At 70.5% G+C, this 18,720-nt stretch carries 18 protein-coding genes; 8 read left to right on the top strand and 10 right to left on the bottom strand.

All coding sequences use genetic code 11. The annotated features are described in order from the left end of the window. Positions 1-26: 26 nt before the first annotated feature. A complete protein-coding gene (locus tag AC3ZJJ_RS06610; protein ID WP_489894713.1) occupies positions 27-824 on the bottom strand; it encodes a class II glutamine amidotransferase in 798 nt (265 codons plus the stop codon). 274 nt (positions 825-1,098) lie between these two features. On the opposite strand from AC3ZJJ_RS06610, the gene AC3ZJJ_RS06605 reads away from it, so the two are divergent. After that, positions 1,099-1,488 carry an SHOCT domain-containing protein gene (locus AC3ZJJ_RS06605; protein ID WP_489894711.1) on the top strand — a complete coding sequence of 130 codons (390 nt, stop codon included), beginning with the start codon at positions 1,099-1,101 and terminating at the stop codon, positions 1,486-1,488. Continuing rightward, the gene (locus AC3ZJJ_RS06600) at positions 1,485-2,021 is read left to right on the top strand and encodes a potassium channel family protein (RefSeq protein ID WP_489894709.1); all 537 of its coding nucleotides are present in this window, start codon (positions 1,485-1,487) and stop codon (positions 2,019-2,021) included. The genes AC3ZJJ_RS06605 and AC3ZJJ_RS06600 overlap by 4 nt, the downstream gene beginning before the upstream one ends. Position 2,022: 1 nt before the next feature. Here the strand turns inward: AC3ZJJ_RS06600 and AC3ZJJ_RS06595 are convergent, their stop codons facing one another. The 3 genes from AC3ZJJ_RS06595 to AC3ZJJ_RS06585 form a co-directional block, all read right to left on the bottom strand. Then, complete coding sequence (locus AC3ZJJ_RS06595) at positions 2,023-3,279, bottom strand: hypothetical protein (protein WP_489894707.1); 1,257 nt, start codon at positions 3,277-3,279, stop codon at positions 2,023-2,025. Between the two features lie 76 nt (positions 3,280-3,355). Beyond that, positions 3,356-4,822, bottom strand: coding sequence for a cardiolipin synthase (cls, locus tag AC3ZJJ_RS06590; protein ID WP_489894705.1), 1,467 nt, complete (start codon positions 4,820-4,822; stop codon positions 3,356-3,358). A 134-nt stretch (positions 4,823-4,956) separates the two neighbouring features. Further along, positions 4,957-5,625, bottom strand: coding sequence for a GOLPH3/VPS74 family protein (locus tag AC3ZJJ_RS06585; protein ID WP_489894703.1), 669 nt, complete (start codon positions 5,623-5,625; stop codon positions 4,957-4,959). 171 nt (positions 5,626-5,796) lie between these two features. On the opposite strand from AC3ZJJ_RS06585, the gene AC3ZJJ_RS06580 reads away from it, so the two are divergent. Then, positions 5,797-7,842, top strand: a complete 2,046-nt coding sequence (locus AC3ZJJ_RS06580; protein ID WP_489894701.1) for a SpoIID/LytB domain-containing protein — start codon at positions 5,797-5,799, stop codon at positions 7,840-7,842. Between the two features lie 28 nt (positions 7,843-7,870). Here AC3ZJJ_RS06580 and AC3ZJJ_RS06575 read toward each other — a convergent pair whose 3' ends face one another. After that, positions 7,871-10,579, bottom strand: a complete 2,709-nt coding sequence (locus tag AC3ZJJ_RS06575; RefSeq protein WP_489894699.1) for a PEP/pyruvate-binding domain-containing protein — start codon at positions 10,577-10,579, stop codon at positions 7,871-7,873. Between the two features lie 212 nt (positions 10,580-10,791). Between AC3ZJJ_RS06575 and AC3ZJJ_RS06570 the strand changes: the two genes are divergently transcribed. From AC3ZJJ_RS06570 to AC3ZJJ_RS06560, 3 genes are all read left to right on the top strand, one after another. Continuing rightward, entirely contained in the window at positions 10,792-11,259 is a 468-nt protein-coding gene (locus AC3ZJJ_RS06570; protein WP_489894697.1) for an LpqB family beta-propeller domain-containing protein, read from the top strand. Further along, entirely contained in the window at positions 11,256-12,902 is a 1,647-nt protein-coding gene (locus AC3ZJJ_RS06565; RefSeq protein ID WP_489894695.1) for a DUF5671 domain-containing protein, read from the top strand. Before AC3ZJJ_RS06570 ends, AC3ZJJ_RS06565 begins: the two co-directional genes overlap by 4 nt. A 91-nt stretch (positions 12,903-12,993) precedes the next feature. Next, complete coding sequence (locus AC3ZJJ_RS06560; RefSeq protein WP_489894693.1) at positions 12,994-13,830, top strand: thioesterase family protein; 837 nt, start codon at positions 12,994-12,996, stop codon at positions 13,828-13,830. Here AC3ZJJ_RS06560 and AC3ZJJ_RS06555 read toward each other — a convergent pair. Next, positions 13,816-14,430 (bottom strand): uridine kinase family protein, encoded by a 615-nt coding sequence (locus AC3ZJJ_RS06555; protein WP_489894691.1) that lies wholly within the window; start codon positions 14,428-14,430, stop codon positions 13,816-13,818. The two genes, AC3ZJJ_RS06560 and AC3ZJJ_RS06555, sit on opposite strands and share 15 nt — an antisense overlap. A 45-nt stretch (positions 14,431-14,475) precedes the next feature. Between AC3ZJJ_RS06555 and AC3ZJJ_RS06550 the strand changes: the two genes are divergently transcribed. After that, positions 14,476-15,216, top strand: a complete 741-nt coding sequence (locus AC3ZJJ_RS06550) for a lipoyl protein ligase domain-containing protein (protein ID WP_489894689.1) — start codon at positions 14,476-14,478, stop codon at positions 15,214-15,216. Positions 15,217-15,322: 106 nt separating this feature from the next. Here AC3ZJJ_RS06550 and AC3ZJJ_RS06545 read toward each other — a convergent pair whose 3' ends face one another. The 3 genes from AC3ZJJ_RS06545 to AC3ZJJ_RS06535 all read right to left on the bottom strand — a co-directional run bounded on the left by AC3ZJJ_RS06545 (position 15,323) and on the right by AC3ZJJ_RS06535 (position 17,411). Beyond that, entirely contained in the window at positions 15,323-15,952 is a 630-nt protein-coding gene (locus AC3ZJJ_RS06545) for an MBL fold metallo-hydrolase (RefSeq protein WP_489894687.1), read from the bottom strand. After that, positions 15,953-17,038, bottom strand: a complete 1,086-nt coding sequence (locus tag AC3ZJJ_RS06540) for an S-(hydroxymethyl)mycothiol dehydrogenase (RefSeq protein WP_489894685.1) — start codon at positions 17,036-17,038, stop codon at positions 15,953-15,955. It abuts the gene before it with no gap. A 103-nt stretch (positions 17,039-17,141) separates the two neighbouring features. Beyond that, positions 17,142-17,411: a glutaredoxin domain-containing protein gene (locus AC3ZJJ_RS06535; protein WP_489894683.1), complete on the bottom strand. Its 270-nt coding sequence runs from the start codon at positions 17,409-17,411 to the stop codon at positions 17,142-17,144. A gap of 35 nt (positions 17,412-17,446) precedes the next feature. Here AC3ZJJ_RS06535 and AC3ZJJ_RS06530 point away from each other — a divergent pair, with 35 nt between their 5' ends. Further along, positions 17,447-18,223: an SOS response-associated peptidase gene (locus AC3ZJJ_RS06530; RefSeq protein WP_489894681.1), complete on the top strand. Its 777-nt coding sequence runs from the start codon at positions 17,447-17,449 to the stop codon at positions 18,221-18,223. A 15-nt stretch (positions 18,224-18,238) separates the two neighbouring features. Here AC3ZJJ_RS06530 and AC3ZJJ_RS06525 read toward each other — a convergent pair whose 3' ends face one another. Continuing rightward, the gene (locus AC3ZJJ_RS06525; protein WP_489894679.1) at positions 18,239-18,691 is read right to left on the bottom strand and encodes a VOC family protein; all 453 of its coding nucleotides are present in this window, start codon (positions 18,689-18,691) and stop codon (positions 18,239-18,241) included. Between the last annotated feature and the right edge of the window lie 29 nt (positions 18,692-18,720).

The following is an 18,720-nucleotide window of genomic DNA, read 5'->3' as shown; positions in this document are numbered from 1 at the left end:
CTTGTCCGACTCCGGCGTGGAGCCGGCTATCCCTCGGAAGGGGAGAACGGCGCGACGTCGGCCTCGGCCCCGCGCACGGTCAGGCAGGAGGCTTCCGGAACCTCCTGCCAGGCTCCCTCGAGGTCGCCCAGCGGTTCGGAGACCACCAGGCGGGCGTCGTCGGAGAGGCCCTTGAGCAGCTCGTTGGTTGGATGAAGGGCGCGGAGCGCCGAAATGTCGGTGCTCCGGAACAGCGAGCGCGACTGCCCCTCGCTGGAGTAGCGGAACGCCCACGTCGTTTCACCATCCGTCGTCGCCACCGTCATCTGCATGGGATGCTCGACGCCGTGCTTCCGGCCGGTGTCCTCGATCAGGCGGACGGCACGGGCGACCGCCCCGGGAGGATCCTTTTCGAGGCCGAACGTCAGCGCCAGGTAGAAGAACAGCTCCGAATCGGTGGACCCCTCGATCCGCGGGAACAGCGGGGGATCGACGGCAAGCGTCAGGTCGCGCTTGATCCTGGAGAAGTCCCGGATCAGCCCGTTGTGCATCCACAACCACCGGTCGTGCCGGAAGGGGTGGCAATTGGTCTGCTGAACCGCCGTTCCCGTGGATGCGCGGATATGCGCAAACACGCGGCCGGACCAGGCCAGCGCCGAGAGCTCGCGCAGGTTCCTGTCGTTCCAGGCGGGATCCGTGCTGTGGAACAGCCCGGGACGGCGGAGCGTCGAGTACCAGCCAATCCCGAACCCGTCACCGTTCATGGTCTCGGCGCCCAGTTTCGAATCCTTGCTCTGCATCACGAGGGAGCGCTCAGGTTTGTAGAGCAGGTCCTCCAAGTTCACGGGCGAACCGGAGTAGGCGAGCCAGCGGCACATAAGTCGTCCTTTCCGATCCCATCGCACCACGGCGGCAAGGCCCAAGGATCACCCTTCAGGGATGAACCGCGAATTCGCTGTACCCCGGCCGTTGCCCGCCGCGAACGGTGGCACCCCCGTGCCGGACCCGGGGGCGGGGCCGAATCTCATCTCCGGCGGGTGAAGCCGCCGCGCCTTGCCCGTCCGATACTTCAAGCACCAAGCGCCACTCATCCATGGGGCGCCGGCTTGAGGAGTGGGAATGAACTTCTGGACGAACTTCTGGGACTTCTTTTGGTTCCTTTTCTGGTGCTATGCACTGATCGCTTTCTTGATCGCGCTGTTCTCGATCATCACCGATCTGTTCAGGGACAAGGCCCTCAACGGGTGGATCAAGGCCATTTGGATCGCCTGCCTGGTCTTCCTCCCCGTCATCTCCGTCATCGTGTATCTCATCGTGCGGGGAACCGGCATGGCGGCGCGAAATCAGCGGGAGGCGGGACTGCGCCACGACGCCCAGGCCTCATACATTCGGTCCGTCGCCGGCACCAGCCTGAGCGACGAGATCGCCAAGGCCCGCAAGTTGCTCGATGCCGGGACCATCACTCCGGATGAATACGAGGTCATCAAGGAGCGTGCGTTGACGGGATGACGGACTTCCTGCAACTGGGCCGGCCCGGTCGGCGTCGGGCCGCGGTCGTCGCCGTTGCGAGGGCGATCGCGGTCATCGCCGTTTTCCTCCTCGGCTACTTCACCTTGCCGGTCGATGGCTTCAACGCCGACAACCCGACCGCCGCGTGGATCAGGCTGGTCGTTGTGGCCTTGGCGTTCCTGGTGGTGCTCGGGGTGCAGGTTCGCATCGTGGTCCGTGCGCGTGCCCCCCAGATCCGCGCGGCCGAGGCCGTGGTCGAGTGCGTCGTGGCGTTCCACTGCCTCTTCGCCTTGCTGTACCTGTCGATGTCCACCACCGATGTCGCCGCCTTCAGCGAGCCGCTGGACAGGGTCGATGCCCTGTATTTCACGGCCAGCAGCTTCGCGACGGTTGGTTTCGGCGACATCGCGCCGTCGACGCGGCTCTCGCGTGCGGTAGTGACGATCCAGATGCTCGCGGGGCTTGGCATCCTGATGATGATCGCCAAGGTGACCTTCTACGCCGCAAAGCAGGGCCTGCGGAGGAGGCGCTGAACTACGGCGTGCCCACCGCGGCGGCGCGGCACAGGAGGAGGAGCGCGGCGAGCGCCGCGGCGGCCAGTCCCACGGTCCAGAGGACCGCGGCGAGTGTGGGATCCGGCCAGAACACCAGGATCAGCAGGCCCACGCCAACGATGCACGCCGCCAGCGCCGGCCGGTTCCTCGCGATGGCGTGGCGCCACGGGCGCAGGGTCCCTTCCCGCGAGCGGCCGGCGAGCCGCGCAGCGAGTCGCGATATGCGCCGCGGCGCGCGATCGGTACTTCCGGGCCGTCCGCGCAGCCAGGCCACCAGCGCAATCAGCAGGCCCACCACAAACACCGCGCGGACTTTCGCTGGCAGGGGCCCCGCGACCGCGTCGATGAGCACCTCCGCGGCCGCTGGCGAGATTGTTTCCGGCGGGACCGCGCCGAGGTACAGGCGTCGTCCCACGGACAATGCGACGGAGAGCAGAGTCATGGCCACGGCCAAGGCCATCCCGATCGCGGCGGTGGCACGGAGCCTTGCCCCACCGGGAGCGGCGGCAAGGGCCACGGCATAGCAGGCCGCCGCCAACCAGGCCACCAACGGATAGGACCGGTCCAAACCGTCCAGGGCCCGGCCGAGCCGCGCCAACTCCGGCGATTCGAACAGCGTGATCGTGACGTCGACGTCCGGGATCCGACTCGCGATCTCCGCCCCGTCGCCAGCGAGCGCGTCCTTGACCCTGCCGGTGATCGCGCGCGCCGACAAGGTGACCGTGCCCTGCTCGTCCATGCTCAGGACGCCGCCGGTCCCACCCCGGACGAGGCTGAGCAGGCGTTCGTGCGCGGCGCGGTTCGCGCGGATCCACAAGTCGTTGAACTGGGGCGACGCCACAACGCGGGACACCGCGGAGCGCGTCATCGATCTGGTCCGCTCGGCGATGACCGGCGCCAGCCCCGTGATCGCCGGCGCCGCGCGCGGAGTGTTCCTGGTCAGCTCGCCCAGCGCGTCGCGGGCGATCCGCTCCACGTCGACGGTGGCCAAAATTTGGTCGGTGATTTGGTCGATGACTTCCGTTTGGACCACCGGGTCCGTGGCCAAAGGTTCGACCGTGGCCACGTAGCGGTCGGTATCGAGCAGGAGCGAGTGCGCGTGCTGCGCGGGGACGGAGACGGACGAGAGGGCGGCGCCGAGCACCACCAGGACCAGGGACGCCGTCCACCGGAGGATACCCGCGACCTCCCGGCGTTTCCGGGCTTCCGCTCCGGTGGATGTGCCGTTGCTGCCCATCGTTCCCGCCCTTCTTGAGAGTCGTCCGGATGCCGGAACCTTGGCGGCGCCGATGCGTCGCCGGCCCAAGCGGCGCCTATTGCAACGAGGAGGTCAAACGTGCGAGGTTGTCGAACGCCTTCTGCCGCGCGGGGCGCCGCATCCAGTCCTTCAGATTCAGTTCGCGACTATGGGCGCGGTACCCGTCCTCGATGCTCCGCATGGCGGCAGCGAGGTCGCGTCCGTGGGCGAGCACGGACACCTCCATGTTGAGCGTGAACGAGCGCAGGTCCATGTTGCTGGATCCGATGACAACCACGTCGTCGTCAATGGTGAAGTGTTTCGCGTGGAGAACTTTGGGCGCGCGGTACAGGTAGACGCGGACCCCGGCCCGCAGGAGCGCCTCGTAGTAGGAGCGCTGCGCGTGGTAGACCAAGGGCTGGTCCCCGACCTCCGAGACGAAGAGCTCGACGTCGAGCCCCCGGGAGGCGGCGGTGATGATTGCCAGCAGGATGGATTCGTCCGGGACGAAGTACGGGCTGGTGATGCTGACGCGGCTCTCGGCCTTGTGGATCAGGGTCGTGTAGAGCTTGAGGTTGTTGTCGTTGTCGAAACTCGGACCACTGGGGAGGACCTGGGCGTCGACCAGTCCCACGACCGAGGGGAGGACGACGGGCGACGTGTCGAGCGGCAGCATGGCGTCGGTCTCGCTGTACCAGTCGGCCACGAACACCGCGTCGAGTTCGCGGACCACGGGGCCCTCGAGGCGAATCATCAGCTCGTGCCACGTGAGCCCCCTGCGGAGGTTGCCGGGCTTGTTGTAGGACGTGTCAATCAGGTTCTGGGAGCCGGTGAATGCCACGCGGCCATCGACGACAACGATTTTGCGGTGGTTGCGCATGTCGGGGCGTTGCCACTGGCCCTTGAGCGGCCGCAGCGGGAGCATGGCATGCCAGTCGGCGCCCATCCTCCGAAAGGCATTCCGCGTATCGGCGCGATGGGAATCCAGCAGCCCCGCCAGATGGTCCGAAAGGACCCTCACGGCAACGCCGCGCCCGATCGCCCTCTCGAGGGCATCGAAGAACGGCCTCGTCGCCGGGTCCAGCACCAGGATGTAGAACTCGACGTGCACGTATGTGGTTGCGCCGTCGATTTCGGAGATCATGCGATCGAACGTGCCGTCGTAGTCCTCCAGCAACTCCGCCCGGTTTCCGCCGACCATGGGCAGCGCCCCCAGGTTGCGGTTCAGTTCCACCGCGGACGGCAGCCAAGGGGGCCAGGCCGCCCGGTGGCCCACCTGGGAAAGGCCCTCGGTCCTGCCCAGCACTTCCGCGTCCACTAGCCGCTGCTTCTCCCGGCGCGCCTTGGGGAGCTTCCCGATGCCCACCAGGAGAAACGCGAGAACGCCGAGGAAGGGGATAAAGACTATGGCCATGACCCACGCGATGGCGGCGGAGGGACGCCGGTTCGCCGACACGAAGACGGCCGCCACGAGCGCCAACGCCGCATGGCCGATGAAAAGGAGCAGCGCGATGAGGTCCGCGTTGCGCAGGATTTCTCGCATGGCCTGTACCTGGGCTTCCGTGCAGGGAGCGGCGCGACGTCCAACGATGGAGGCGACGCCGCCGTCGTTCCAGACTCCGCCGGGATGCCCCCGCCCGCATCACCCGCCGTGGGCGAGACGCGGTCCGGCGGGTGTCAGGTTCGCGCCTCCTCCTCGGCGAACGCGATCGCCCCGAGCTCGGCGGCGACGGCGTGGGCCGGCCACTGGTGCCGGGCGACCTCGTTGAGCCTCGCGGGATCCGGCGGCTTGCCGACGACCCGGTGCAGGAGTCCGCCGACGTCCAGGAGGGCGATCAGGGCCTCCGTGCGCGGATCGTCCACGCCTCCCGCCAGCGTCTTCTCGATGCGTCCCTGCAGAGCCGCATCGTAGCCGTGGTCCTTCCGCGGGTAGCGCGTGACCGGGATGATGCCCAGGGCCCGCGCGGCGGTGTGGTCGACGATTCCCTTCTCAACCAACCGCTCGCAGATCCGCCGCAGCTCCCTGCCGCTCTCCAGCTGCGACACCCAGTGGTGCGCGGTGTGCGGACGCGACTTGTCCCGGATCAGCTCCAGCTCGTGTTCGTACTCCGTTTCGGGGACGCGGCCCGTCGCAGTGACGTTCATGCCGCGCAGATCGATGGCTTTCAGCACGGCCAGCTCGGCCAGCTTGGCGCCGGCAACGCCGACCTTCAGCACGGACCGGGAGAGTTGCCTACGGCCGTCGACCTCCCGAAGCGCCAGCAGCAGGAACTCCTCCGGCAGCGTGAGGCGGCTGCCGTCGCCGGACTGCGCTTCGGCCGGTTCGGCCGCTTGACCGGAATTCATAGCCACATGATCGCCCGGGTGCGGCGGGGAAACAACACCTGGCGCCGTGGGGCCGTCCGGCGGAGCGGCCGCGGCGTGTCGCGCTGCGCCGCGGCAGAACTGTACCCACATGACCCATTTACCTCTATAGTTCGTTTTAGCAACACTCATCACTTGCTTCACGGGGGAATCATGAACAACAGCGTCGATCTGCCGCGCCATGTCCGCTTCACATCGCGTGCCCGCCACATGACGGTGGTGACCCTGACCGCGCTGGCACTGGCCGCCGGAACGGCCACGCCGGCCGCGGCCGCCCCCGTCGCCACCGCGCCGAGCGTCGCCCCCGCGATACCCGCGGCGACAACGAAGACGACCGTCACGTACACGACGACCGCCAACCTGAACCTGAGGTCCGGCGCATCAACGAAGCACCGCTCCGTGGCGGTCCTCAAAAAGGGAACAAAGCTGGCCTTGCGCGCCACGAAGGGCACGTGGCACAAGGTCACCGCCAACGGGCGCACGGGATGGGTCGCGAAGACCTACGTGAAGAAGACCACCACGAAGACGGTTTCCGCGCCGCCCGTCACGAGCGCGACCACCGCGAAGAACGTCAAGTACACAACGACCACCGCTCTGCTGCTGCGCAAAAGCGCACCCTCCGGCTCCGTCGTCGTCACGATGAAGAAGGGCTCGGTCGTGACGACCACGGGCGCGGCGCGCAAGGTCTCCGGCAAGACCTGGTATCAGGTGAGGTTCGGCACGCGGACGGGCTGGGCCTCCAGCGCCTACCTCAAGAAGGTGGCGGCCTCCCCGTCGACCCCTCCGGTGACCAGCGGTGCCCCCGGCAAGTTCACGACGACGGCCAACGTCAACCTGCGCGCGTCCGCCCCGTCCGGGAAGGTCCTGGCCCTGGTGGCCAAGGGAACCGGCGTGTCGGCCACCGGAAAGACCACCAAGATCGGATCGACCACGTGGCGCCAGATCAAGGCCGGCGCCACCACCGGATGGGCATCCGGCGCCTACCTCGGCGCCTACGTCGCACCGCCGGCCACCAGCGTTCCGTCGCCGACGGATCCTCCCGCCGCCGTCCCCGCCAGCTTCACCATCGCCGGCGCCGGCTGGGGCCACGGAGTGGGCATGAGCCAGTACGGCGCGCAGGGCATGGCCAAGTCCGGGTTGGGCGCGCCGGCCATCCTGGCCCACTACTACGCCCCGGCGCGGACGGCCACCACGGCGAACCACGCGTCCAGCGAGATCAAGGTCCAGCTCCTGGCCGCGGCCACCAGCACGATCACCCCCGCCGGCGGGCGGCTCCGGATCCTGGACGGGGCGAAGGTCCTGGCGACCACGTCCGCGCCCGTGTCGCTCAAGGTGTCCAACGGCAAGGTCGTCGCCACCATCGGATCGACGTCGTACACCGCAGGGGGCCCGCTCGGCGTGCAGTGGGAGGGCACCCGCTACTGGTCCGGCGCCGCGACGACCGTGTCCGTTCCGAAGGCCTCCGGGGGGACCTCCCTGGGAACGTACCGCCACGGGAAGATCAACGTGTCCGTCCTGGGCGGCCGGCTCAACCTGGTCAACCAGGTCCGGATGAACGACGAATACCTTTACGGCCTCGCCGAGATGCCCTCCTCCTGGGAGCCGGCCGCCCTTCAGGCGCAGGCCATCGCAGGGCGGACGTACGCGATGCGCAACATGAACTCCCTCAAGGCCGCCTGCGAGTGCAACGTCTACGACGAGGTCGCCTCGCAGAAGTTCACCGGCTGGTCGAAGGAGAACGAGGGCGGCGGCACCAGCGGCGCCAAGTGGAAGGCCGCGGTCAACGCCACGCAGGTCAAGTCCTCGGGCGTACCGGTCTCCGCCACCGTGGTGCAGTACAACGGCGTGCTGATCGACGCCGTCTACTTCTCCTCCTCGGGCGGCAAGACGCGGACGGCACAGTCGGTGTGGGGGACCAACCACGACTACCTGCAGTCCCGCGCGGACCCCTACTCCGTTTCGGCGGCCTCCGGAAACCCGTACCGGGCGTGGGCCTACAAGGCGACGCAGGCGAAAGTCGCGGCGGCCTTCGCGGTCAAGGACGTTGTGTCCGTCTCCGTCACCAAGAACAACGACCTCACGATCTCCTCGGCCACGGCGACCACCGCCACGGGGCAGAAGACGACCATCACCGGTGCCAGGTTCCGGGCCGCCCTCCCCACCTTGTCCGCCTGGGTGGGCTCGGTCACCGCCGGCTAGGCCGCCGGCAGCACGGATTCGAGACCGCCTATCCTGCCTCGTCGGTCGCCTCGGATACGGTGCCCGCGGCGCCGTCGACCGTGACGACCTGTCCGGTGCGCAGGCGTGTGGTTGCGTCCGGAACACCCACGACGGCCGGGATGCCGTATTCGCGGGCGACCACCGCGCCGTGCGAAATGACGCCCCCCATCTCCATGACCACCGCACCCGCGGTCATAAAGAGCGGTGTCCAGCCGGGATCGGTGGAGGGGGCCACCAGGATTTCCCCGGGTTCGATCCTGGCCCCGATGGGATCGCGGACCACGCGGACCCTCCCCGTCGCGGTGCCCGCCGAGGCGGGCGTGCCGAGCAGCCCTCGTTCCGGCGTTCCGCGCCCCGCGGCCGCGCGCCGGGCCAGGTGCGCCGCCTCGACGTCCGTGCCGTCGGACAACAGCAGCCGGGGGATGTGGCGACGATGCAGCTCCGACTCGTAGAGCCGGCGCCGTGCACCCACCAGCCCGGTCAGGTCGGCGCCGCGCAGACCGACGGCCAGCTCGTCGGGCCTGAGGAAAAAGACGTCGTCGTCCTCGCCGATCGCCCCGCTGCCGACCAGATCGGCGCCGACGAGAAGGAGTTGGCGGTGGATCCGTCCCAGGATTCGGACCACGTGGAACTTCGGGAGTTCCCGGAGCCCGGCCAGCTGGCGCACGCGGCGCAGGCTCAGCGCCACGAGCCGCCCGCGTAGCGGGCCGCGGGCCGCGGCCGCCGCCACGAGCTCGCGTATCTTTTCCTCGGCCCTGTCCGCGGCGCGTTGGAAAAGCACGTCCGGCGCCTGCCGAGGATCAGCGAGGGCCAGATAGTTGGAGACCATGCCGAGGAGGTGTTCGGGGCGTTCCGCCCAGCGGGGCATGCCGACGTCGATCTCGGCGACGGCGCGGTGGCCGTAGCGGTGCAGGAAGTCCCGCAGTCCGGACTGCGCGCGGGCGGGGAGCTGTCCTGCGGCGAGGAGCTCCGCCAACGCTGCGGGCGAGTTCCCGGCAAAGATCCGGTGTGCCGACGGGTCTTTGCCGATGTCCGCGGCGAGGCGCCACAGCTCCAGATCCATCTCGGTGGTGACGTTGTGCGGCAGGCCGCGCAGCACGGCCTCGAGCTCCCTCGGCGGCGCTATCCCGCGCAGGAGCCGCCGCGCGACGGCGAGCATGATGTATCCCACCGCCGGCGCGGGCAACGTGGCCTGGATCAGCGGTTCGAACTTGAAGTCGAATTCCCTCTCCAGCGCCGCCAGGCGCGCACGAGCGCCATGGTTGCCGGGAATGCCGTTGCCCTCGGCGGCGCGCCGGCCGTAGGCGTCGGCCCGCCGGAGGGCCGCTTCCGGCCACACGAGCGCCTGGACCATGGCGGGCAGCGAGCGGAGCATCGGGGTGCCCGTGGTCTCCGCTCCGTCGTCCCGGCGCGTGCGCCTGCCCTCCCCGCGGGTGCGGTTGTGCGCCCGCTCGAAGCGCGGCGTCCGCCAGCGCCGACGGACGGCGAAGCGCGGGTCGCGCAGCAGCTCCGGGAGCAGTTCGGCGGAACGGCCGTCGGCGAGCGGCAGAATCCGCAGGGACATCGCGCGCCCCAGCCGTGTGCCGAGCATCGGCGTGATGTCGACGTACATCCGGAGGCCCGGATTCGCGAACCGCCACGGTCCGCGGCTGCGCATCCGGCCCAACAAGGCCAGGCCCATGGGGGTCAGCGGCCTCGTCAGTCCCTGCAGCAGGGTCGCGCAGAGGTACACGCGCTCCGTCTCCGGGAGGGACGGCGCGTCCGGCGCGTCGTCATCCTCCGGAAGCGGGTAGAGCGTGGTGATGGGCCTGGACTGCGTGACCCAAAGGCGCCTGGAGACGTCGATGACCCACTCGATGTCCTGGGGCGCACCCATCAGGAGCTGGGCGTTGTGCCCCAGCGCGGCAAGGTCCCGGATCCTCTGCTTGGTCAGGAGCGACCGCGGCGACGGGTCGACCCCGGCGGGCGGGGTCCGCGAGGGTTCGTCGACAACGTCGCCGGAGACGGTGTCCACCACGATGTGGTGGGGGTTCAGTGCGCCGGAAACCACGGCCTGCCCGGGGCCCGCGGCCGCGTCGATGACGGTCTGCGTCCGCGTTCCGCTGACTGGATTGGCGGTGAACATCACGCCGGCCACCTCGGAGTCGACGAAGACCTGGACCACGACGGCCATGGACGCGCCGCGGTTGCCGACCCTGTTGGCCGAGCGGTAGGCCACCGCGCGATCGTTCCAAAGCGAGAGCCAGCAGTCGTGCACGGCCCCGACGACGGCGTCGGCACCCCTGATCCCCATAAACGAGTCCTGCTGGCCCGCGAAGCTGGCGAAGGGCAGGTCCTCCGCCGTTGCCGAGGAGCGGACCGCCACGGATTCCCCGGGCGCCATTTCGGCGTAGGCCGCCCGGACCGCCGCGTCGACCTCCTGAGGCACGGACGCGGAGGCCACGATCGCGCGCGCCTGCCGCGCCAGTTCTTCGCGCTCGGGCGTGGCGCCGGTCGGCAGGTCGTCCAGTTGCCCGGCCACGGAGTCCAGCGATGGCGGCACAGCCATGCGGTAGGCGTCCGCCGTGAGGCAGAAGCCCTTCGGCACCGGGAGGCCCGCCCCGGCCAGCCTCACCAGGTTCATTGCCTTGCCGCCGAGGTTGGACAAGGGCTCGCGCGTCGCCGCGTCAAGGGGAACCACGAGCGGGCCGCCCGCCCGCGGGCCTCCCGGCGTCACGACGCACCCCTGGGGTCTCCGCGGAACAGCCTCGCGAAGTGGTCCATGGTGCCTCCTTGGCGGAAATGCCGGCCGTGGCCATCACGCTAGGCTCGCCCGGGCTCCCCGGGCAATGCTTGTTGGCCACGGGCGGGCTCCGTGCGGCAAGGAGGCGTGTTGGCAGCGGCGTGAACACACTAGTCGGGGGACACCTTGTGGGACATACTGTGGCCATGAAGGAAGGTCGCAGAGGGCCGGACCGCACGCTCCTGGTGATCGTCGGAGCCGTCGCCGTCCTGGTGGTCGTGGCGCTCGCCGTCGTGTTTTCCCGTGGCGGGCCAGAACTGCTGGACGAGCGGACGCCGCAGGGAGTGGTGCAGCGCTACGCGGCCGCGGCGATCGACGGCGACGAGGCGGCCGCCTCCGCCTACCTGACGGACCGCGCGAGGGAGAACTGCCAAGGCTTCGAGAGCCTCGCGGCCTCCAGCACGCGGGTCACCCTCGTGTCCACCACCGAGCGCCCGGAGTCCGCGGACGTGGTGGTCGCCATCGTGGTCTCGCAGGGCGGGGGCAGTCCCTTCGGGGCGTCCGAGTACGAGACCGAGGGGGCCTTCGACCTGGTCAAGTCGGGCGGCAAGTGGTTCATTGACTCGGTCCCCTGGGAACTGATGGCCTGCGGCGGCAAGGGGGCGGCCAGGTGACGACCGACCGCTTGAACGCGACCGCCGGCACCGCCGGGACGGCCCAGTCCACCGTGCGGCGGCTGGTGGTGTTCGTCCTGCTCTATGTGCTGGTGTCCATCGCGGCCACCGGCCTCAGCGGGCTGCTGGCGCGCCTCTTGGGGGAGGGCGCGGAGTTCGCCGGGACGGACGTCACGGGCATGGCCATGGCCCTGGCCTTCGCCCTCGTCGGCGGGCCGCTGGCAGCGGCGCTGTGGTGGGCCGTCTGGAGACGCGCCGACGCGCCCGCCGAGCGTTCCTCCCTGGCCTGGGGGGTCTACGTCGCCGCGATGTACGTGGTGGCGCTCATCGTGTCGGCGAGCTCCCTGCTGGGGCTCGGCGCCCTGCTGGTGACCGGCGAGGCCTTCGGCTGGCAGTCTGGCCTCTCGACGGCGCTGGTGTGGGCGGGCGTTTGGCTGTGGCACTCGTGGATGTCGCGGCATCCACACAAGGGGCCCGCAAGGCTGTCGAGCGTTCCGGGAGTCGTCGGCGCCGTCTTCGGCCTGATTCTCGGCGTGGCCAACACGGTCGGGGCCCTCTCCCGCCTCTTCGAAGCGGCGGTCCGCGCGGCCGGCGACGCGACGGCCGTCGGCGACCCGTGGTGGAGGTTCGCCGCCGGTTCCCTCGTCTGGGCGCTGGGCGGAGCCGCAATCTGGTGGTGGCACTGGTACCGCCAGCGCGTCCGCCACCTCTCCGGCGGCCTGGCGGACGTGGCCCTGGTGGTCACCGGCGTCCTCGGGGCCGCAGCCCTTGCGCTCGGCGGCATCGGCACGGTCCTCTACGTGCTTCTCCGCCTGGCCTTCGACAGGTCCGACCCCATCCTGCAGTTGCTGGGGCCGCTGCCGCCCGGGCTGGCGTCCGCCGCCGTCGGGCTCGCGGTCTGGGCCTACCACCGCCCCGTGGCCGACCGGCGCGGCGAAACGGTCCGGCGGGCCGGCGGGCTGGTCGTCGCGGGCGTGGCTCTCGTGGGGGCGGCGTCCGGGATCGGTGTGATCGTGAACTCCGTCCTGGCGATGGCTGCCTCGCCGCTCGCCGGGGACGACACCCGCGCACTCCTGCTGGGAGGGATCAGCGCGCTCGTGGTGGGTGCGCCGGTCTGGTGGCTGGTCTGGCGGCCCGCGGCCGCGGCCGAACCGTCGGGCCGCCGCGTGTACCTGGTGGTGGTGTTCGGCGCCAGTGCCGTCGTCGCGCTGGTCACGCTGCTGGTGATCGGCTACCGGCTCTTCGAGTTCCTGCTGGACGACGTCACCGGATCGGGACTGGTCGAGCGCGTGAGGGCACCGTTCGGCCTTCTTGTCGCCACGGGGCTGGCCGCCGCCTACCACTTCTCCGTCTGGAGGCGCGACCGTTCGGCGCTCGCCGTCACCGCGGCCGGGCGCCCCCGCACGATCGAACACGTGGTGCTGGTGGCCCCCGGCGGCTCGGTGGCCGGGCTGGAGTCCGCCATCGGCGACGCCACGGGGGCGCGCGTCACCGTGTGGGAGCGGGCCAGCAGCGCCGGTCCCGGGCCGGATCCTGCGGCGCTCCTGCGGTCGTTGGAGGGGGTCTCCGGCCGGAGCGTCCTGTTGGTCACCGACTCCTCGGGGCGGATCGAGGTCATTCCGCTCGCCTTCGACGTCCCCTAGGCTCCCGGCCCCCGCGTTTCCGCCCCGTCCAACGGCGGAATAGGCTGGCGTGAGGAGTCGGCCACCGCGGCCGCGCGAAAGGACCGCCACCATGGCGCACGCCCCCGGCACCGGGCAGGAGACGGAACTGGCCGTCGGTGACTTCTTCTACGAGAGCCTCGGAGGCGGGCGCTACCGTTCCACCGTCCACGCCCAGGGCGCCTGGAACGCCCACGAGCAGCACATGGCTCCGGCCACCGGCATCATCGCGCACGAGCTGGAGGCCTTCCGGCCCAGGGAGGACCTGCGCATGGCGCGGATCAGCCTGGACATCCTCGGCATCATCCACGGTGGCGAATTCGAGGTGACCACCCGCATGGTGCGCCCCGGGCGGACCATAGAACTCGTCGAGGCCGAGATGATCTGTGCCGGGCGGACCGCCGTCATCGCGCGGGCGTGGCGGCTCAAGACCCAGGACTCCACCAGCGTGGCGGCCCTCGAGGACCATCCGGTGTCGCATCCGGAGGAGCTGCCGCCGTGGGACGGCATGGCGCCTTGGCCCGGCGGCTACATCGCCCAGCTCGACTTCCGGGTCGAGCCCGGCCACCGCCCCGGGCGCGGCGTGGTGTGGCTGCGCACTCCGCACAGCATGGTCGGGGGAATCCGGACGCCGGACCTCGTGCGGCTGGTCGGCCTGGTCGACACCGCAAACGGCGTGGCGCCCCGTGTCGAGCCCGGCCCCGCCTCGTGGATGTTTCCCAACGTGGACCTGCAGATCCACATGCACCGCCGGCCCGTGGGGGAATGGCTGGGATTGCAGGCCCAGCAGACCTACGGCAGCGACGGAATCGGGCTCACGTCCGCCGTCCTGCACGACGTCGCCGGACCCTTTGGGCGCAGCGAACAGATCCTGACCGTGCGGCCGATGCCGGGGTCAGTGCGCCCCTAGCGGCGAGGCGGAGGAGAGGATGCGCCTGACACGGCGCTTGGAGACCGGCCGGAATCCGGCCGCCACGTAGCGGCGGCGTATGGCTCGGTCCGCGCGGAACAGCGCCCATCCCCGCTTCAGGAGGAAGGGAATCGGCTTGCGGCGCTCGCGCACGTCGCGCACGAATCGCCGCACCGCCGTCGTCGTCGGATGGACGTCGATGTAGAGCGCGTCCACGGCGACGCCCCTGGCGCGCAGCGGATCGGCGACCTCGTCCACGAAGACGCCCTCGGCGACCACCGGGCCGTCCTCCAGCGCCACGTCCCGGTACCCCGCGTAGCTGGACGTGGCGATCGAATAATTCGGGACCTGAGCCCTGCCGGCCTCGAGCAGCAGCATCAGCGCGTCCACGGCGGCGTCGCGGTTCCAAGTGCCGGGATGGTCCCAGTCCACTTCGCCGTAGGGCGTCACGGGAAGGGGCGAGGCGGGCACGTGTTCGGAGAGTTGCCGGTAGAAGTTGTCCAGTTCCACGTGCGGGCGGCCGTAGCGCGCGGCGAGGTAGGACTTTCCGGCGCCGGAGGCGCCGCCGAGCAGCAGGACGGGGGTGAGGGGATGGGGCACGGCACCATTATTCCCCGGCGTCCGTTCACACCTAGAATCGTTCCCATGAGCGAGTGGAGCCCCGGGGCCGCCAACATGCCCCTGACGCTGCTGAGCGCGGGGGCCACCGGGGATCCCGAGGCGGATCTGCTCGCGGGAATCGAGCTCCTTCACGAGGTCCGGTCCGGGGCCAGGCCGGCGACACTTCGCATCTACCGACCGGACCCGACGCTCGCCTTCGGTCAGCGCGACGTCCGCCTGCCTGGCTTCACGGAGGCCGTGGCGGCCGCGGCCGCGGCGGGGTTCGCGCCGGTCGTCCGGAAGGCCGGGGGGCGGGCCGCCGCCTACCATCGGGGCACGCTCATCGTGGACCACATCGAGCCCGCCGCGGAGGCCATGGTGGGCCACCAACACAGGTTCAAGGCCTTGGGAGGGCTGTACGCTCGGGCGCTGCGCACGCTCGGGGTCGACGCCGGCGTCGGCGAGCTTCCCGGCGAGTACTGTCCCGGCGAATACAGCGTCCACGGGCGGCCGGGCGCGGGCTCGACGGCGGCGTCGCCGGTCAAGCTGGTCGGCACCGCCCAGCGGGTGGTCTCGGGGGCCTGGTTGTTCGCCTCGGTCTTTGTGGTGGAGGACTCCGCCCCGCTTCGCGCGGTGCTTTCCGACGTCTACGGCGCCATGGGGCTGCCGCTGGATCCGGCGACGGCGGGTTCCGTCGAGGATCTGGTCCCCGGCGCCACCGTGGCGGACGTGGAGGCCGCGCTGCTCGACGCCTACGCGACGGCTGTGGGCGTCTCCGGCCGCTGAGCGGCCGGCCCGCCTAGCATGCCCGGCGCCAGCGCCGCGCGACGGCCAGTCCCGGGGGCGCCGGCGCCCCCGGAGGGCCGCCGGCGCCGCGGTTCCGGTCGCATGGTCAGTGCCCCCGGGCGATCCACTCGTCCAGGTGCGGGGCCTCGTCGGCGATCCTCGTAGCATCGCCGTGTCCGGTGTTCACGACCGTCCCGCCCGGCAACACGAGCAGCCGGTCGCGGATGGACCCGATGATCGTCGGGAAGTCGCTGTAGGACCGGCCCGTGGCCCCCGGCCCCCCGTTGAACAGGGTGTCGCCGCTGAACAGCACGCCCAGGTCCGGCGCGTGGAAACACGTGGACCCGGGTGAATGGCCGGGCGTGTGCAGCGCGGTCAGGGTGGTCCCGGCCACCTCGAACGCGTCGCCGTCGGCGATGGACGCGTCCGGGCGCGTGCCCGGGAAGACGTCCTCCCACAGCATCTGGTCCTCGGCGTTCATCGCGACGGGCGCCCCGACCAGTCCGGCGAAGTCGCGCGCGTGGCGGATGTGGTCGTCGTGGCCGTGGGTCAGCAGGACCGCCTTGACCGAGCGCCCGCCGACCGCCTCCGCGATGGCGGCAGGGTCGTGGGCGGGATCGATGACGAACACCTCGGAGTCGTCTCCGACGATCCAGACGTTGTTGTCGACGTCCCAGGTCCCGCCGTCGAGCGAGAACGTCCCGGACGTCACGAGGTGCTCGATCCGCGCGCCCATCTAGAGCTCCACCACGGAGCGCAGGACGGTGCCGGCGTGCATCTTGTCGAAGGCTTCCTCGATCTGGTCCAGGCCGATGCGCTCGCTGACGAAGGCGTCGAGGTCCAGGCGGCCGAGCTTGTACTGCTCCACCAGCATGGGGAAGTCCCGCGACGGGAGGCAGTCGCCGTACCAGGAGGACTTCAGGGAGCCGCCGCGCCCGAACACGTCGAGGAGGGGGAGTTCGAGCGTCATCTCGGGCGTGGGGACGCCAACGAGCACCACGCGGCCTGCGAGGTCGCGGGCGTAGAAGGCCTGCTTGTACGTCTCGGGCCGGCCGACGGCCTCGATGACGACGTCGGCGCCGAAGCCGCCGGTCAGCGCCTGGATCGCGGCGACGGGATCCTCGTCGCGGGAGTTGACGCCATGGGTTGCGCCGAGGCTCTTGGCCAGCTCGATCTTGGCCGGGTCGATGTCCACCGCGATGATCGTGGTTGCGCCGGCGAGCCGTGCCCCAGCGATGGCAGCGATGCCGACCCCGCCGCAGCCGATCACGGCCACGGACTCGCCGCGCTTGACCTCGCCGGTGTTGATGGCGGCGCCGATGCCGGCCATCACGCCGCAACCCAGGAGCCCGACGGCGGCGGGATCGACGTCGTCGTCGACCTTGGTGCACTGGCCGGCCGCGACGAGCGTCTTCTCGGCGAAGGCCCCGATGCCCAGGGCGGGGGAGAGCTCGGTGCCGTCCTCGAGGGTCATCTTCTGGGTGGCGTTGTGGGTGTTGAAGCAGTACTGGGGCTGGCCCTTGGCGCAGGCCCGGCACTCGCCGCAGACGGCCCGCCAGTTCAGGATGACGCGGTCGCCCACCGCGACCTCCGTGACGTCGGGGCCCACCTGGCTGACGACGCCGGTGGCCTCGTGGCCCAGCAGGTACGGGAAGTCGTTGCCGATGCCGCCCAGCTTGTAGTGGAGATCGGTGTGGCAGACCCCGCACGTGAGGATGTCGACCACGGCCTCCCCCGGGCCGGCGTCCGGAACGATGATTGTCTCGATGACGACGGGCGCGTCCTTGGCCTTGACGACGACGGCCTTGACCTTCTGTGGCATGGGGGTCCATCCTCTCGGCCGCGTGCGGCGGCCAACGGGTTGCGATACGTGGGCGGCGCCGGCACCCGGGGGTGCCGACGCCATTTATCCAATCACACGACCGCTAGAGCCGTTCGCGCACCTGCTCAATGCGCGGGTTCGTGACGGCCGAACCATCCGGGAAGACCAGCGTCGGCACGGTCTGGTTGCCCCCGTTGAAGGACTCGACGATTTCGGCCGTGCCGGGCACGTCCTCGATGTTGACCTCGCGGTAGGCGATGCCGTCCGCGTCCATGGCCCGCTTGAGGTTGCGGCAGTAGCCGCACCACGACGTGGTGAACATGGTGACGGTTCCGTCGGCGGGCACGTATTCCTGAAGATTCGCAGCAGTCATGTCCGCGTCAACGATGCCTGTGAGAGTCTTATTCCATGTGCGGACGATACGTGATGGCGCGGGCCGTCGGGGATCTGGTGGCGGAGCTCGAGGCGGAGGCCGACGAGGCCATGGAGCTGCGGCAGTCCTGGAACGTCGCCCCGACGTCGGACGTGCCGATCGTCCTGGAGCGCCTCATCGACGGCAGGCGCGTGCGCCAGCTGCACGTCGCCAAGTGGGGCCTGGTCCCCGCATGGGCGAAGGATCCATCGGTGGGGGTGCGGTCCTTCAATGCCCGCAGCGAGACCGTTGTGGAGAAGCCGTCGTTCCGCAAGGCGGTGCACGCTCGGCGCTGCGCGGTTCCCGCCGAGGGGTATTACGAGTGGCGCAAGACCGGCGAGGGCAAGTCGCTGGCCAAACAGCCGTACCTGGTCCGTCCCGCGGACGGTTCGCTCATCCTGTTCGCCGGCGTCTACGAGTGGTGGAAGGACCCGTCCAAGGAGGACGGGTCCCCGGGCCAGTGGCTGCTCTCGACGTCGATCCTCACCGCCCCGTCCCCGGAGCCGGGATCGGGGAACCCGGCGCTTGAGGAACTCGCGAGCCTGCACGACCGGCTCCCCATGCCGTTGGACCGCGACGCCCTCTCCGACTGGCTCGATCCCCGGGACACGGACGCCGCGTCCCTGGTGGCGTGGGCCCGCGACGGTGCGTACCGCGTGGCCTCGAAGTGGGAGTTGCGCGCGGTGGATCCGGCGGTGGGCAATGTCCGCAACGACCACCCCGACCTCATGGAGCCCGCGGCTCCCGCGGAGCCGGTGGCCGGGCTGTTCTGATGCGGCCGCCGGCCCTCAGCCCAGTTGGATGCGGCCGTGGGCGTCCATCCCGAAGGCGGGGTTGTGGACGAAGTCCCAGCGGAACCCGTCCGGGTCGGCGACACAGGCGCTGGTGCCGCCCCAGTCGCGCGTCTCGGGTGCGTTGACACCCGTGGCCCCGGCGGCCAACGCATGCCGGTAAAGATCGTGGACCCCCTGCGCGCTGGAAGTGTTGTGGCCTAGGGAGACGGGCGGGGCCTGGGGGCCGAAGCCGACGTCGCCGTACTCGCCTGGCATGCTCGCCACGTTCCAGAGCGCCAGCATCAGACCGTGGCCGGCCTGGACGAAGGCGATCTCCCCGGGCAGGTGCTGGAGCAGGCGGAAGCCGAGCCCGCCGACGTAGAAGTCGCGCGATGCCTCGACGTCGCGCACACCGAGGGTGACCGCGGAGATGTTCGGGACGGCCGTTGTGGCGGGGGTTGGTTCCATGCGGCAAGCCTAGGCGGCCCGGCACCGCT

It is taken from the genome of Arthrobacter sp. AOP29-A2-19, from assembly GCF_058138025.1.
This window is presented reverse-complemented; position numbering and strand designations above follow the sequence as displayed.